Origin of the sequence: Cohaesibacter marisflavi, assembly GCF_900115225.1 — a bacterium.
Lineage (GTDB): Bacteria > Pseudomonadota > Alphaproteobacteria > Rhizobiales > Cohaesibacteraceae > Cohaesibacter > Cohaesibacter marisflavi.
Window position 1 is genome coordinate 1 of record NZ_FOVR01000022.1, and the last position, 16,693, is coordinate 16,693.

Annotated in this window: 13 protein-coding genes; 5 read left to right on the forward strand and 8 right to left on the reverse strand. The window is 50.3% G+C overall.

Translation table 11 applies throughout. The features are described 5' to 3' along the window. The first annotated feature begins 86 nt into the window (after positions 1 to 86). Entirely contained in the window at positions 87 to 455 is a 369-nt protein-coding gene (locus BM258_RS24325; protein WP_139229360.1) for a hypothetical protein, read from the forward strand. Further along, positions 436 to 2,604 carry an AAA family ATPase gene (locus BM258_RS22850; protein ID WP_090075561.1) on the forward strand — a complete coding sequence of 723 codons (2,169 nt, stop codon included), beginning with the start codon at positions 436 to 438 and terminating at the stop codon, positions 2,602 to 2,604. The genes BM258_RS24325 and BM258_RS22850 overlap by 20 nt, the downstream gene beginning before the upstream one ends. Positions 2,605 to 3,028: 424 nt before the next feature. Here BM258_RS22850 and BM258_RS22855 read toward each other — a convergent pair whose 3' ends face one another. The 7 genes from BM258_RS22855 to BM258_RS22890 form a co-directional block, all read right to left on the reverse strand. Then, positions 3,029 to 3,265 (reverse strand): type II toxin-antitoxin system Phd/YefM family antitoxin, encoded by a 237-nt coding sequence (locus BM258_RS22855; protein WP_090075562.1) that lies wholly within the window; start codon positions 3,263 to 3,265, stop codon positions 3,029 to 3,031. 57 nt (positions 3,266 to 3,322) lie between these two features. After that, complete coding sequence (locus BM258_RS22860) at positions 3,323 to 3,607, reverse strand: HigA family addiction module antitoxin (RefSeq protein ID WP_090075586.1); 285 nt, start codon at positions 3,605 to 3,607, stop codon at positions 3,323 to 3,325. A 44-nt stretch (positions 3,608 to 3,651) separates the two neighbouring features. Then, entirely contained in the window at positions 3,652 to 4,584 is a 933-nt protein-coding gene (locus BM258_RS22865) for a restriction endonuclease (protein WP_090075563.1), read from the reverse strand. A 684-nt stretch (positions 4,585 to 5,268) separates the two neighbouring features. Further along, positions 5,269 to 7,008, reverse strand: a complete 1,740-nt coding sequence (locus BM258_RS22870) for a phospholipase D-like domain-containing protein (RefSeq protein ID WP_090075564.1) — start codon at positions 7,006 to 7,008, stop codon at positions 5,269 to 5,271. Next, positions 7,005 to 10,433, reverse strand: coding sequence for a DEAD/DEAH box helicase (locus tag BM258_RS22875; protein ID WP_090075565.1), 3,429 nt, complete (start codon positions 10,431 to 10,433; stop codon positions 7,005 to 7,007). Before BM258_RS22875 ends, BM258_RS22870 begins: the two co-directional genes overlap by 4 nt. 295 nt (positions 10,434 to 10,728) lie before the next feature. Beyond that, positions 10,729 to 11,019, reverse strand: coding sequence for a recombinase family protein (locus tag BM258_RS22880; protein WP_210186862.1), 291 nt, complete (start codon positions 11,017 to 11,019; stop codon positions 10,729 to 10,731). 1,068 nt (positions 11,020 to 12,087) lie between these two features. After that, entirely contained in the window at positions 12,088 to 12,987 is a 900-nt protein-coding gene (locus BM258_RS22890) for a LysR family transcriptional regulator (protein WP_090075567.1), read from the reverse strand. Positions 12,988 to 13,106: 119 nt separating this feature from the next. Between BM258_RS22890 and BM258_RS22895 the strand changes: the two genes are divergently transcribed. The 3 genes from BM258_RS22895 (at position 13,107) to BM258_RS22905 (ending at position 15,597) form a co-directional block, all read left to right on the forward strand. After that, on the forward strand, positions 13,107 to 13,970 hold the full coding sequence (locus BM258_RS22895) for an NAD(P)H-binding protein (RefSeq protein ID WP_090075568.1): 864 nt from the start codon (positions 13,107 to 13,109) through the stop codon (positions 13,968 to 13,970). Between the two features lie 454 nt (positions 13,971 to 14,424). Further along, positions 14,425 to 15,009, forward strand: a complete 585-nt coding sequence (locus BM258_RS22900; RefSeq protein ID WP_244544815.1) for a tyrosine-type recombinase/integrase — start codon at positions 14,425 to 14,427, stop codon at positions 15,007 to 15,009. A 291-nt stretch (positions 15,010 to 15,300) separates the two neighbouring features. Beyond that, positions 15,301 to 15,597, forward strand: coding sequence for an RES domain-containing protein (locus BM258_RS22905; protein WP_090075569.1), 297 nt, complete (start codon positions 15,301 to 15,303; stop codon positions 15,595 to 15,597). A gap of 31 nt (positions 15,598 to 15,628) precedes the next feature. Here BM258_RS22905 and BM258_RS22910 read toward each other — a convergent pair whose 3' ends face one another. After that, positions 15,629 to 16,516 carry a transglutaminase family protein gene (locus tag BM258_RS22910; RefSeq protein ID WP_090075570.1) on the reverse strand — a complete coding sequence of 296 codons (888 nt, stop codon included), beginning with the start codon at positions 16,514 to 16,516 and terminating at the stop codon, positions 15,629 to 15,631. Positions 16,517 to 16,693 lie beyond the last annotated feature (177 nt).

A 16,693-nucleotide genomic window follows, 5' to 3' on the forward strand; every position in this document is an offset into this window, starting at 1 on the left:
TGCGCGGATGCCCCGGAATCACTGCGCGGATCCGATCGGAATCGGTGCGCGGATAAAATTGGAATCCATGCGCGGATGTGCCCGGAATGCGCAGACGACTGAACAAATCATCCATTGCAGTCGAGCTTGGTTTTGCCCGCTCTAACTTCAACACCAATCCCGCCTTAAAAGAAGCTTTAGAAATCGCGGAAGAAACACTCTGCGCGGCAAGCAATTTGGTCGATGTCGCAAAACCATTGCGCGAAGCTAACGCAGCAAGAGAGAGAGCAAACGACAAAGCTAAACTGTCATCTGCCGAAAGTAGCCGCTTAATGGAACGCATTGTCAGCCTTGAAGCTGAAAACCGAAATCTTAAAAACCGTCTGGCTCAATTGGAGCTTCGTGAAAAAGCCTCACAGGACTTCAATCTTCTTGCTGAAGCTCTGGAGAAGATGCATGAAGATTCAAATCAGTAACGTGCGCAGAAATGGCTTCCTATCCGCTCGTGAGCTGAATAGTGATGGAACCTATGTCCAGCGCGATAGAAACCTGTGCTGCGTCTTTCCCAACACCTTCTCCGGCGCAGTTCTGCCTGGATCAATCTGGCAAGTAGATGGCCCGATAGTTGAAAATAGAATCAACGTGAGCGGCAAGATCTTCGTCGAAGACCTGATGAAATGCGAGATAGTTGAGTTGGAAATGATCTCAACTAACCTCCTTCAAATTTGGCTATCCAAGAACATCAAGAAAGTTGGCCCACAAAGAGCTAGACGCTTTGCCAATTATCCAGACTTCATCGCCCTTGCCCAATCCGCAGACACCAATGAACTTCTTAAAATACCCACGATGACAGCAGAAATGGCTCAAGAGATCATCGTGAAATTCCCGAGTGAGGACCAAATCGAGACAATCAATTGGTTCTCTCAGAAATCTATCCCATTCAAAGTGGCATATCGCATGTGGGAGGTTATGGGGCCTGATGCAATCAGTTATGTCCAACAGAATCCATTTGACCTCACAAAGTTCGGCGTAAGATTTAAAGTCTGCTTTTCCCTGGCAGAAGATCTGGGCTTTGCATCAGATAGCGAAATCGTGTTGGCCGCAAAAGCTGCTGACGTCGTGAACCACATCTGTGCGACCACAGGCTCCACAGCAGTCAGTCATGACAAGTTCAATACAGAATGTGCCAGGAGGGGATATAATACCCCTACAAAGCTTTTAAACGCCGCTGGAGCCCAACGATCCCTTGGCTTGATCGATGGGAAAGTGATCACAGAATTGAATTACATTGTTGAGAACGAAGTGGCCAACATTCTCAAATCATCCGCACAGCGCATCGATGGAGAAGGCCACAATCTCGCTGATTGGGAAATAGGACTATCCGACAGAAAAATCATTCTTCAAATTGACTCCTATCAAAGGCGTATCCCATACAAGCTAACTCAAAATCAGCGAGGCACAATCCTCGGAGCCATTAGATCAAAAGTGGCCCTTATCTCTGGTGGAGCAGGAACTGGCAAAACCACCATCCTCAAAGGCATCATACATATCCTGGACCGCATATCTCCTGGCATCAATATCACCCAACTTGCCCTAAGCGGACGGGCCTCACAGCGCATGGCTGAAGCGACTGGAAGGCCCGCATCAACAATAGCCAAATTTATTACAGACATCCGCAATATGGCCGAGGAAAAAAGGCCTCAGCATTGTGTAGTCATCATCGATGAAGCCTCAATGGTCGACATTTATAGCATGCACAAATTATTGAGCTTAATGCATCCGTCCACTCGATATCTCCTGGTAGGTGACGATCAGCAATTGCCACCAGTTGGTGGTGGGTTGGTATTCCATGCCCTGTTGGATTCAGAAGTTTTTCCAACCTTCAATCTAATGACCGTGCAACGACAATCTCAGGACAGCTTAATACATCAATTTGCAACCGCTATCCGAAATAATTCCTATTACCATCTACCTCATAGCAGGAATCCCTGCGGCATTGATTGTGCCATATCGCCTACGGATCGCATTATCGAAATTTGGGAACATGATAGCTACGACACAATGATCCTTTGTCCCACCCGTAACGGCCCAGTCGGGGTGCGCAAGCTCAATCAAGATATCCAGTCCAGAGTGGGCAACAATCGCCCTGCCATCCCTTATTTTGACCAAGAAGAAGGGATGATTGAATTTGTCTCCAGCGAAGGTTCACGATTCCGCCTGGATGATCCAATTTTAATCACCAAGAATTCCTATGATATCGATGTGCGAAATGGCGAAATTGGAAGATTGGTCGCCATCTTCGATGAACCCAATGAAGACGGTGCTTTTGGCATCCTACTGCTAAACAACCGACAGCTCAGCGTCGACCTATCTCTTTTGCAAAAAATGGAATTGGCCTACGCTGTATCAATCCACAAAAGCCAAGGATCGCAATGGCGAAACACTATTGTTGCAATTGACCACACATCAGATCGGATGTTGGACAAAACCCTTCTCTACACAGCAGTGACCCGCGCCACACATCGGTGCGTTCTTGCTTGCGACGACGAACAAATACTGCATCAGGCAGCCACAGGTGGTTCAAAGGCACTTAACCGGGATGTGGCACTTAGGTTCTTTTTGTAACCGCAATATTTATTCCTTAACCACAAATTCTTCAGCTCGCGAGACGACAATCTGGAAGACTTTCCAAATCTGGCCGAAATCTCGGTGGGATATCCCGTCACTCGAACAAAAACGTGCAATTGGTTTTGATTGGTGTTTGGACAATCCAAGGCAGCAGTGCAAAGTGCCGAAAGTAAGATGCGGTAACCAACCCTATCAAAAAACGATAAAAGCGGGAGAACTGAACCGAAAACTAGATATATTTGCGTGATATCTGTTTGGCCGCGTCTCGGTTCGAGCGGACCGCCAAGTGTCAAGCCGAACTGAGACGCATTGGCCCATCGGGCCAATTTCTAAGAAATGGGCGATATCTGTCTTCTGGTAACGCGGATTCCCGGTTTTTGTACCGCCAGTGATGACGGAGTTTCTAGAAGCTGTCGCCTCATCATTCCTTCATGTCGAACATGGCTGCCAGTTCGTCATCTCCATCATGGATACCTTCGCCCATTGAAATACCGGCTTCCTTGTAGAGGCCCAACCTGCAAGGATTTGGATCAACCTCGTATTTGATAAGTCGCACGAGCGGCTCACCCGCTTTGGTGATAATCACTTCTTCGCCGGCAACGCTTCTCTCGACAAGCTCCGAGAGTTTGGCTTTTGCTTCGAGAAGATTGACTTCCATGTTACACCTCTGAATTTCTCTGTGCTATTTCGCATTCCGACAGTGATGACGGGCAGGTCATTTGACTGCATCGCGCCGCAGTTCCAAAAGATCATAATCAGATTGCAGCCCGAGGAAAAAGCCCTCAGACAGACCAAAGTAGCGAGTAAATCGTCGATCCATATCTGCAGAAATCGCTCGTTTTCCAAGAACGATCTCGTCAATTTGGCTGCAAGGTGCATGAACGGCTCGTGCGAGATCGTCCCGGCTCAGTTTCATAGGCTTCAGAAACTCTTCCAGCAAAACTTCACCAGGATGAGGGTTTGGCAAATGATCCGCCGGTATTTTCGATGATTTCGGCATTGCTCTGTCCTTATTCGCGCCGGGGAACATTCTGTTCGCCGGTTCTATCCGTCTTCAGAAAAGAAGTCTTCGTCCAGGCGCTGAACCTGAATGGTGCGATAGGCCCGGGTACCCACACCATGTTCAATCATCAGCTCCGCCAACCGGACTCCGTCTATTTGTATCACGCGTTGTGGCAGGCTTCTCGTATATTTCGTCGCACTGTCAGTGAAGGATGAGGTGGTCACGAAAACACCTTTTGTTGCGCCGAAGCCAACCAGAGAGCCAACAAACGCCTGCATATCAGGCCTTCCGATCTTGTTCGACGAAGCATGCCTCTTGGCCTGAACATATATGCGATCAAGGCCCAGTCGATCTTCATTAATGACGCCGTCCACGCCACCATCCCCAGATCTGCCCAATTGCTCTGCTGCGTTTTTATGAGACCCGCCATATCCCATGGCAATGAGAAGATCGACGATTACCTGCTCAAAGAATGCTGGAGAATTCTCCCGAATTCGATCAAGTAATTCGGTTTGAAGAGCCGAGTTAAGGGCTGCAAAGGCATCTTCAATCTGCTCCTCTGGGGTCGATGCTTGTTTCGCTGTATCGTCATGATATTTCGAACGTGTGGAGGCAGCATTGCCTTGCTTCTTGTTTGCCGCATGGTAAGCGGCAAATTGTGGGATGGACAAAAGGTGTTGATAGTCCAGGCTCTGCGGATTTGTTGCCAGCAGTCGTTTGCCTGCATCGGACGCGATGAAACGTCCTCGTGCTGGACAATCAACCAATCCAGCTTTGTGCATATAATACTTCGCCCAGTGTATCCTATTTTTGAGAATACTTTGGCCGCCACTCTGCAGCATTCTTTCGCATTCTGCAGCTGACAGTTCAAAGTCGACAGCAATCTTCTCGGCAAGAGGCGGAACCCGTTGTTCCGCCTGAGCCGCATAACGCAAGACCGGCAGCATTAATGATTGATAGCCTGGAATGGTCATCTTGCCGTGCGCTTATGGTCTTGCGATTCCAATGATTTTTGACACGATGGTCTGCTTTGGCCTTTTACACGAGACCATGCTGTTTCAGTTGATTTTACCTTGAGATTCCAGCTCGACATTGCGCCCCCTACTCTTCTCAATCCAAGGAAATGGTCACCAAGAATGACTTGGTGACCGGGGAGTTGAGAAGCCGCACGAAGACGACCGCTACAGCCTTTAAGCCGGAGCTCTGAACATGCGCTGAAGCCTCCCCGACCAAAGATCGAGGAGATGTCATTTCGGCCGACATCGGCCGCTTCGTGAGGGGTTCTCACGCCCCGAGATGGTGAATATTCCATCCTGCTGGCAACTTAATATGTCTTGGATAATTGTGAAAGGGGAATGATCAGAAAGATGGGTACGTTAAATGCCTATATCAGCATCCATTCATCGCGGTTAACACTCTCCGAAAAATCCACGAAACATCACCGCAATAATATAAGGGGGCACTTTTGCACGCCGTTTACCCCAACAGAGGCGTCAAGTTTCAATCCTGATGAACTGTAACGAGCATTGCCTCATCGAACCGACAAGGCAACTCTTTTGATTGCACGAAGCACGGCTACACTTTGATCGCCGACATGGCTCCAAAGTGCGGCTGCTCATTGAGATTCAATGATTACCGGTCCTTACTATGTCGCTTAGTCAAAAAGTCACAGCCTCGAATTTCTCAAGTAGGAAGCTCGCAAGGCCTGGACCTTCAAAATAGAAACCGATCTCGTCCAGTGGATTGTCTTCCGAGCCCGACTGAGAACCCCAATTTAAGGTGCTGACTACGACATGGTCTTGATCCCAGACAAGGAACTTTGCGTGTAATTGCGGTTTGGGCACACCTGAGAGCTCGACGATGCCATGCAAACGCTTCTTGTGTTTTGACACATGGCCACGTTTTACGGGACCAGATCGCCGGGAGTAGTAAATTCGAACATCATCAAGCCGCCGACCGGCAATCTCGGCCGGATCAAACAAAGCCGGCACCATATTGGCTCCAACTCTATTTGTGCAGCACACGAAGCGTTCCTGCGCCTGATGTGCTGCCACTCTCAGAAGACGCTCGTGATCAGCCGCATGCAGTATTGTCAATCGAGCCATCGAAGGTCGCTCGTCAGCGGACGACAAAAGCCTAAATTTCTGGCGCCTCAGTTCTGAAGAGATGAATTGAAGTGTTTCCACGGAGCGACTGGCCTCCGAGAGTTTTGCGACGATCTCGCGCAACAAATCCAAACCGATCGCTACAGCTTGAGATTCACGCAGCTCCGCGGAAACCTCAACGGCCGAAAACGGTGAAGACAGCCAGTTGCAGGATCCCATGACTAAAACGACACCATCCTGGCCGTCGTCCGCTGCTAGGAACTTAGCGTGACTGCCGACAGGATCCCTGTGAACCAAAAGATACCCTCTCGTCTGCCGAACCTTTGAGAGCCTCAGGTAGAGCTCTTGCATCGCGGCTGCATTCTTGGCTCTGTCAAGCGACGTACCGAAGAACAAGTGGCATCTAACACCGCGTCGACAGGCATCTTCGAGCGCGCGCCAAATACGCTCTCGGTTCTCGATGCCTATTTCGTCAGACTGCGACGCGACAAACGTTGAAAGGACAAACACATGCGACTTTGCGGTGCCCACAATTTCTTCAAAACGCTGTAAATGCTGTTCAGCGCCAACAATGAGGTTACTACTGCCGAAGGATGTTTCAATAGAAAGAGATTCGGGCGGCTTCGGAGCTGCTGCCGTGGGCAAAACACCGGTTTTTATCGTCGCCTTAAGCGCTTTTACCAGTTGGTCGCTGGCTCCTTGGGGCAGAATGCCGTCATTGACATCATCGAGGTTCAAAACCAAGAATTTGCGTTCTAAAAACGAACTATTCGCCTGAACGCCCCTCAGCCATTCTCCCGGTCGAAGTGTGCCTGCCAGGAACTGGCTAACACGTTGCATCATTGAGTGGTCTGTTTCGGGAGCTTCGATTTTAGGGAAGGCCACGATCGCTCCACTGTCCGGCAGCTTTGATACTGGGATTATGTCTACATCTCTAGTCCTGAAAACTGATAGTCCGACCTTCTCGAAAACTATGCTAATGCCAATTTCTCGGTCAGATTTTCGTTCAGGCAGTGCCCGTCCTGAACGAATGAAGTCGTTTCCAACACTGCTTGTTGCTAGAACCGGCTGCCGAGACAGCCGAACTTCAACCAGACCGAACTGCATTAGGCGAGCGACTGTGGAACTGACAACCTGCCGCGGGATATGTAAATTTCCAGCAACGTTGGCGATAGTACCGGGAGTTTGATCGAGCGACAATAGCACCATTTCCTCTATCGGGCTCCAACCCCAGATCCGTTGAACGATGCCTGGTGCGCGATATTGCCATGCCGGAATGTAGATATTTTTCATCTGGGCAGGCTCCCGTCTTCATCGACCGTGACGATGGTAACACCCCCTCCAGCCTCTTGGTAATGCGCTTTCGAAAGTTCCTCGATTTGTTCGAGCATCCTCCTCAGGAAACCGAAGTCTTCTTTCAACGAGTCCGGATCGATTCCGTCCACTGCGTTCCGAATGAACTGGCGGCTCCCTGCCAAGATCAGTTTATGTTTTGCCCGACTAAGTAGTACATTCAACCGTTGAGGGTTTTTCATAAATCCCAACGCGCGTGAACCAACGAGTACATTGTTGCGAACAAGACTTGCCGCAATCACGTCCGCCTCGCTCCCTTGGAAACTGTCACTTGTGAAGACGAACTTGCCGTCGTCTCGTGGACTTGCAAAGCCAAAAAGCGTCCTATTGGCAACGTCTATTTGAGGCTTCAGCAGACGCCTCAAGTAACTCACTTGCCCAGAATACGGAGACAGAACAGCTAAGGTTGGACGTTTTTTTCCGGCTTTCAAGATAGGTCTAAGCTCTTTAAGGGCCGCCAGCAACGCTACTGCCTCAGATTCATTGCGATAGGACCGTTGCACCGAGTGTTCGAACGCACGTCTTTTGAGGACGCTCAAAGAGGGCATATCGAGAACTACGATAGGCGAATTGGGGAAACCATTTATCGCTTCCACAACGCTTTCGCGCTGCTCCACACGTGCGGATGAAACAAGCGTTCCATTATAGAATGTGTTTGATACCAGATCGCTTATTACCGGATGCATGCGGCTTTGTTCGCGTAGCATATTTGCAATCGAGCTCGGACGGTTTGTATCGTTGGTTCTTTCGGCTTCCCGATCAGCAATCGACTTGAACGGCTCTTCAAATCTGCTAGATATGGCCAAGACGTCTGCCAATAGTAGATGATCCGCGTTGAGCGCATCAAGAGCCACGTCAATCTCATCGGGCAAATCGGAGATGGTCGACAGCTTTTCCTTTGCTCCCTTCAGCAGTTCTTCGGAGCGTTCAGGGGTATAAAATTTCTGCCTCTCTTCTGCATCGAAGGGTGAGAGCTGGTTGTGGTCGCCAATCATTACGCGGCGGTTGCCCAATAGAAGTGCGCCAATCATTTCCGCGCCGTTCGCACGCGCTGCCTCCTCAATGAAGACCCAGTCGAATTGCTCTCCATCTGCGATCATCTCCTCTAGAACTGAAGATGAAGTCGTTGCCAAAGTGACATCGGACGATCGAAGCACTAGATTGTCGGTGTCCCGTAAGGATCGCTCTGCCATCGCTTGTTCCGATTGATCGACAGGACTTAGGGACTGATTGATCCGGGAAAGCTGGTCTTGCATCACTGCAGCGTTCTTGGCATTGGGCTTTGCGATTGACCGCAGCAGCCCAACCGTGTCTCGCCTCAAAGTGCTTTCTTCTTCACCTACGCGAGACCGTTCCACGCGAACAACAATCGTCGATTCCTCAGGTAGGAACTTTCTAAGCTCTTCCTCCATGTGAATGAGCGTTTCGTGGTTCTGTGCGGATACCAACACTCTTGCATCGGGTGTTTGTCCCAAGATGCTTTTGATGAGATGTGAAATGAGAAAGGTTTTTCCGACGCCCGGAGGACCAACAACCACATTTATTGACCTGCCGGCGACAATCGATGTCCAAGCCTCAACCTTCGAGGGATCCATCTCTGCATCAGCTGGCGGAGCGCCTGGCGCGGCTATAGCGCGTAGAGCTTCGTCCATTGCGACTTGCGTTGGATCATCTAATGCTCTGAGAAGTTCCAGATTCGATCTCGCGGCAACAATGTTCTGCAATCGACGCCTGATTGCGCGATCTGCCCCTTTATCCTTGCGGGGTCGAAGATAAAGAAATTGCCCGGCAGGAACCGTGATGTTCGTTGTGAAAGCGAACGCCACTTTGCCATTGATAAAGTCCCTACCCTCGTAGCTAAGTTCCGGCAAACGCTCTCCGCCCGTTGCTAGGTTCGAAGATTTGGAAACCGTCCAGTTTGCCTTTCCATCGTCATAACGAAGTTCGCGGCGCAATGCCTCGGCCGCAGGGCGCAGTTTCATAGTTTCCCGTTGCTGATCTCTGGGGGCATCATCGCGCGATAAGAGCCACACCACATCCTGCTCAGTATTCGGCAAAGAGAGAACTTCAACAGGGTAAAGTCGGAACTGTTCTCGCAATAGCGTGAACGCTTCCAAAAGAATGAGCGCAAACCACATCGGTTCATCATTCACAGGGCCCGACGTGCAAACGTTTGCAGAAAAATCGCGCCATCGTTTTACACCTGGTCCGAGATTTTGGACGCGCTGTTCCGCACTTGCGCGATTCCTCGAAAGGTGAATGCGGTTGATGATATCTTTGGCCCCCAGCATCCAATCGTTGGCGTGCCTTTTATGAGCATTCTTTATCATTCCGACCGTATCGCTGACAATTTTCACATTATAGACCGCAAGGTCGGTGAGAATTCGAACGTTATCCTGATCTTCTGGAACCAGCCGAACACCGGCCGATAGTAGATCTTCCGTGACAAATTGCGCAATCGCGACAGAATCAGTTGCCGGAATGGTGCCAGACGAAAGCGATGGCAAATCGCTCTGCAGAGCGCCCCGCGAAGGATAAAGGATGAGTTCCCCATCTGAACTAGACCCAACCCGACCAAGTTCCGTTATGATCTGCTGCAACTCCTCCAGCACGACGCTACCGTCGAAAAGCTGAAATTGCGGCGGATTTGCCAAGCGATCGATCATCCGTCGTTCGATGGTGAGCAACGACGGGGAATTCTTGCCGTCAAGATCGAGAATGGATGCAATTACACGAGCAAGATCGATCCAGTCCTGCCTAAAGGAAACCGCCCCCGAGGTGCGCAAAAGATGTCCTGACTCTCCAATGCTGCCATCAGCAATATGGACACATGCCTCGATGCCTCCCAGACGGTAGTCAACACTGTCATCTGATTGAGAGAAGATCGTATATTGGCTTACCGCACCATGGACAATGCCAGCACTATGGCAGAGTGCTAAGGCTTCGGCAATTCGCTTGATATTACTCCAGAACGCGACTCTACTGCCACTGGTCAAGAATCGGCCTTGCTTCGCCCTCCTCCGCGCAGTACCCGCAACCGGACTGCCTGGATCGACCATGACGATGGCGATTTCCTCGGCGTCCTCAGCAATCTCCAATACCTCTACCAGAACCTCACGAGCCTGTCTTGATGAGAGAACTCGTCGAATTCGCCTCAAACCTCGAGCGATAATGGCTTTTAAATCGTCGTCGAGTGTTGTGCCACTCTTTCTAAATAAACGGACCAAATACGGCTCACCGTCGTCATAACCCGTAGCCAATCGAAGATGCGAATCCCACAGGCCTTCGATGCGGGCAAGCGAGTCTTCCGCAAAATCAAAACGTGCCTCCAAAGATGCTCTGTTGCTCTGTTTGTACTTTGCCATCTGCTGTCCAATCTAAATTTATACAAATTATAATTGGATTCGCGTTTTAGTTGTATATTTTTCGGAATTTGCCGGAATTTTCTGTACGTAGACAAGCAAATCATTTTTAACTTCCAAAAACAAAACCCTGAGTTTGACTTAAATCTAAGACAATCTTTGGTTATCTTCATGTGTTGTTGAAAGCAAGTTTTCTGATGAGTAGGAGGAGTCGATAATTGGAAGCGTTCGACATCATTGCAGGATCTGCATCAATAGTGTCCCTGGCCATCTCCGTCATTGCGCTAGTCAATGTTCATCAAGTGCGCACGGAACTTCGCATTGACAGTTCTAAAAAGCAGCAGACTGCATCTGAAAATGAAATGTCTTCGGTGTTTCGGCCGAGACGATCCAGCTTCTTGATCAGGATGACATCCCCTCCCTCCACTTTGATCCGGAGCAGATGAAGACCTTCCCTGTCGAGATGACTGCCTGACGCCTTGTCAGAAAAGATCCGGCTCTCCAGAACGCCGGCTTCCTTGAGGGCGTTCACCTGGATCTCAAGAGACTGCTGGGAGGTCGAAACACGAGCGTAGCCGAACAGTCGCATGGAAATGTCTTCTAAATCGATTCATAGACAAATCGTCTATTAAGGATGCGTTTTACGATTTAAGAGACACTGTATCGTGCCAGCAGGGAAGTGTCTACTATGTTATAAATTTTAAGACTCCACACATGCGAATATTGGACTTCAGTCTCAACTATGGGTGGCCAAAATTCTTAGCTGAGACAAAAGCATCGGGCATGGATCGCAAAACTCTTGATTTTTGGAGGAAAAATGCGATATATGCCTCATAGCTTATGAGGTGAGAACGCCCTCCTCATGCACCAATTAGTTATTTAGTTGGTAAAGTAGTCGAAAGACGAAGAGATACAGGAGTGTAGATGGCTGCGGCTGCTACCTGAAAACTGGGATCCTGTCATAAGCAATAAATTCTAGCAGAAAACCTCATCCTTGCGATGGGGTTTTTTGTTATTTTGCAACAAATAGCGTTTTCCTTTCTCGCCTTTGGTCAATTTTTCTCGGCTCTGTTGCAAAAACTCTGAGGAGCAGTCGAGAAGCTCAGTCTTCCTGCCACTTAGGCCAGTGAACTCGATGTTCTTTTCTCGAGCACAGCGATAGCCTCTGCTATAGCTCTGAATTGCCCCTAGAATTGTAGACACCTTGTCCCCTAAAAATGAGGCAAGGAGACTACGATGGCCCATCCTCAATTCACTGCGAAAACGCTGCACTGCATCGAATGTCCCCTTCGTCCGCTGACCTGTCATCTGGTCGCTCAAAATGCAGCAGGTTGCTCGAATGTCGGCAATGTGGAAGTCTCTTTAGGGATCATAACGACAACTGAATGACCGGATTGGGCCGTGAGTTCCTGGCTCCTCTTTCACTCATGAGAAAAGACCCACCATTTTCAATGTCGAGTTTGGGCTTGAACCGGACTGGTGCAGTGCATCATCACCGGAAATAACTCATCTGGCGCCGTGATTGGTATTCGCGGCCCAGAACGGGCATTGACCAATCTTTGAATGCTGCATTGTAGTTTCCTTGAAGCGGACATTCGCCACGCTCCCAATCGTATTGTCAAATTTGCACATCTAATACGGAACTAGAGCAACACATCTAAACGGTGGACCGGCAAATTTCGATAAAGCTGCGCAGAGGCTGCGGCGCGGACCGATTGGGATAGTAAAGACGTGGTCCATCCATCTCGGGCCACCAATCTGGAAGAACCGGCACCAGCCTGCCGTTGGCAAAATCCTCATCCAGCCAGTTACGGAATGTCTGAATGATACCCATACCCGCTCTCGTGTAACGCAGCCCCGTGTCAATTGCATTCACACTCAGGATGAGGGCATTGTTTGGCTTTACCTCGATGAACTGCCCCTCTCGGCACAGCGTCCAAGGCAACAGCGGGCCGTCCTTCAGGCGGTACCGGATCGCCCTGTGTGCCGTTAGATCCTCCGGTTCAAGAGGCATGCCATGTTCCTGAAAATAGGTGGGGGCTACAGCCAATGCCATCTGCTGTGTGCGAGGACCGATCGGGATAGAAATCATGTCTTGTTCCAGCACGCTGCCATAGCGGATACCTGCATCACAACCAGCGGCTACGACATCCACCAGATCGTTTTCGACCATGATCTCCACCTCCACCTCTGGATGTTGGAGGCGATATTCGGCAAGCAGTGGAGGCAGGATATCTGGCATTACTGCACCGGGTACATTCAGTTTCAGACGCCCTCTCACCCGCCCGCCAAGATTGACCACCTCAAGACAAGCGGCATCCACGGCAGACAAGAGCGGTGTAACCCGCTCCACAAGCAATTTTCCTTCATCGGTGAGATGCAGGCTTCTGGTCGTGCGACGCAAAACCGGCACACCAAGCTGCGCCTCAATTCGCGAGATTGTCGCACTGACCTTAGATGGTGCAACACCAAGTCGGCGGGCGGCCGCACGAAAGCCCCCGTCACGAAGCACGGCAAGCAGGACGGTTAGATCATCAAAGGAAACTTTGCTCTCCATACAGAACAACCTGTTCGAATTTGGCTCTCTTATCTTACTATTTGAAAACAGTCATTGTGTCGAACAATTAAAATGAATTGGGCGTCAGTGCCACCAAACTTACGATTGGAGATTGAACAATGCTTGTTGTTACCGGGGCCTCGGGAAAACTTGGCGGACTTGTCTTGGAGGCGCTGTTGCGCCTCGTGCCAGCAGAGCAGATTGGTGTAAGTGTTCGAGAACCAGAAAAGCTCTCTCACCTTGCCGCTCGCGGTGTCCGTGTCAGAAAGGGCGATTACAATGATGCTGACAGTTTGCGCTCTGCTTGGGACGGTGCAGCGCGACTGCTGCTTGTGTCTTCAAATGCAGCTGCATCCGGAGGCAATGCACTGGCCCAACATGAAACAGCCATAGCTGTGGCAAAGGAGTTGGGCGTGAAGCGATTGCTCTATACCAGCCAGGTCTCAAGCAACTCACAATCACACTTCCCTCCGGGCAGAGATCACGCTGCGACCGAGGCAATGCTGGCGCAATCCGGCCTTGCATGGACGGCGTTGCGTCACGGGTTTTATGCTGATAGCGCCATCAGTATGCATGCAAGAGGGCTTGAGAGCCGCTGTCTGACCGGCCCCGAGGACGGCAAGGTTGCCTGGACGACCCACCAAGACCTAGCCGAGGTGGATGCCCTGTTCCTGAGCGGTCACGAAACGCGCGAAGGCCCAACATCTCCTTTGGTCGGCAGTGAAGCACTCGATATGGGGGATCTTGCAAGACTGGCAGGAGAAATCGTCGGCCAATCCATAGAGCGCTGCATCATTAGCGAAGACACTATGGTCAAGACTGCGCGGGATCATGGGATTCCGGAAAGCGTCATTAGAGTTATGACGGGCTATTATCGCGCTGCCCGGGAGGGAGAATTCGCGATGATTGATCCAACCTTGAAAAGACTATTGGGGCGAGAGCCCGAGCGCATCAAAGATCTTCTTGCCCGAAAATTCGGATAGCGATCGGTTTGGGCGGTTCGTGTCAAGCTCGAACTTGCTGGGGCAGTTCGCGAGCTGGCCCTCATAAATCTGGCCGCCTATCGCAACTTGAGTGGGTGTGATTTGAACATAATAAGGTCGGTGACGTAGCCGGCCGATATCTTCGAGAAAACGAAGGCGAAGTGCCGGCATATGTTGATTGGACATGAAGATCTCCTGTCGCTGGGTTGAGAAAACCCAATTCAACGACAGACAGGATCATCTATAAAATCAGCAATCAGAATGAGGCACAAAAAACGCAGCGAGCACCAATGCCGCGAGAGCGGTTTCGTCCACGTCCGCGTTGCTGAAGTTCCTTGTATCAAAATGCTGCAGTTTGCGTGAATGGCAGCAATGGGAAAGCTTCGTTGAAACAAGCGCTGACTAGCAAATGGCCGGTATGCGTATCAAGGGTTTGATGCCCAAGACACAGACGATGTATCTGCGGGCCATGCAGGAGTTCACACGCTTCCTGGGTCATTCACCCGACAGTGCAACACCTGAAGAATTGCGGGCTTTCCAGCTTGATATGAAGGATCACGGCGTCGGGGCTGCGACCTATAACAATCGGCTGACAGTGTTGAGCTTTTTCTTTTCGACCACTTGCCCGTGCCCCGAGATGAAGCGACACATGCGTTATCAGAGAATGGCCAAGAAAATACCCGTTGTATTGAGCGTTGAAGAAGTCGTAGCCATTCTGGAAGCGGCCCCTGGACCTGGCTTGAAGTATCGCGCGGCATTCAGCGTGGCTTATGGTGGAGGTCTACGAGCGAGCGAAGTCGCCCATCTCAAGATCAGTGATATTGACAGTGACCGGATGCTGATCCGGATTGAGCAAGGTAAGGGCCGCAAGGATCGACAAGTTATGTTGTCTTCGAGCCTGCTTGAACTCTTGCGTGATTATTATCGGGAAGCTCGGCCGAAGGGGGGGGGCTGTTTCTCGGTCGCAACCGCATCGATCCCATCTCGACCCGGCAATTCAACCGGGCTTTTGGCGTTGCCTGCAATTTTGCGGGTATAAGCAAGAAGGCCTCACCCCATATCCCTCGTATGTTGGGACGAAGCATCAGCATCCGATTAACGGCCAGGTAGAGGCTAGGCCTATAGGTCGCGCAGGAGGGCGAAGTGCGCACGCTCGGAGGGTATGCAGATCTCGATAGCAGCTGCCTCAATCCTCTGGCGCTCGCGGTCATCCCCATAATACGAGATTGTCCAATCCACATCCTCAGGCAGATGCTTCAAATTTCGGTGAAGCAAGCAGCGTCGATCGCGGCCAGCCCATGCCAAAAAACCAAGGCCTCAGTCTGATCCTTTGGCGAAGGATACAGACCTCTGGACGAACAAACAGGTCTTCAATACCTGTCTTGATCTCGCAGACAAGGCAAGAGAAGCGCAGGCGGAGATCATTCGTTACCAATCGGTTCGAGATCCGCGAGCTGGTGCCAATCTTCAGGTTCTTGATCCTGCTGCTTTCGCATCACCAGAGCCGATTGCCCATCAGACAGGGCACATTCATATCCGTCCGGATGTGGCTCAGGCCATTTGCGCTTTGCTTGCACTCAGCCTTGAATTTCGCAAGAGCGACTTTGCCGATGATCGTGTGAAGTAGTGACGACCTGCGCCCCATGTCTCTACCAGTTTTAAGGGCGCAGAGCATCTTCAGTTTCTTTCTCGACCGTTACTTTCACTGACATATCTATGAAATCACGGTCTGTTCCATGAAAGCTGCCTGTTACTGGTGCAATCTGCCGGATATCGCGCCCTACAGCAACGGGGATGAGATTACTTGATCCAACGGTTCGGTTTGTGGGGTCGAAAGGTATCCAACCTGCTCCCGGCACATAAATCTCTACCCATGCATGAGTTGCCCCGGAGCCAGCCGATCCGATATAGCTCTCATCAGGATTGTATAGATAGCCTGAGACAATACGCGCACCGAAGCCAAGTGTTCTCGCGGCTTCCGCAAAAAGGACCGCAAAGTCGCGACATGAACCAGATGCGTTGTTTAAGGTTTCGGTGGGGTCCTGTGTTCCTTCTGCTTCCCTGGACTTGTAAGAGATTTGCGATGATATTCCGTTTGAAATATCCATGAGCAGTGACAGGGTATCTGTCGGTCGTTGCATGATGAAGCCTTCAATCCAGTTTGCTAACTGGTTTTCCGGGTCCTCAAACTGAGGATGAAGAAGAGCACCGAGATCTGCCCAATCGTTATCTGAGTATAGAAAAGGGTAATTCATGGCCGAAGCGGCAATCTCGAAAACAGGCCATGTAGCAGCTGTGAGCTCTATGATCGAATGGCTGTGAATAGATAGATAATCAGTGAGCAATGAAATCTCAGCGTTTGCAATAGAATTTCCTGAAACGTCATGTGACCAGATGATTTTTGCTTGAGGAGACATTTCAATGTTGAATGAAATGAGCTTTAAATCTCGTGTTTCGCATGGCCGCAATAACAACCTGTGTGGGCCAAGTGAGACTTTACTTGCATATCGATAAATAGTGAGATGTTGTATCTTCAATCTTACCATGATTGTTCTATCCGCCTGCTGTTTGGGGCTGAGGCGCTGTCCTAAGGTTTGTGTTTATTGAATGGGCAGCGAATTACGCTCGTCGTGGCGGGAGCCGGGTTTTTCCGTGAGAAACCTATCCCTTTCGACCACCAAGCGAGGCAACTTTTATTTAGTAAATCAGAGTACTACCTTCTT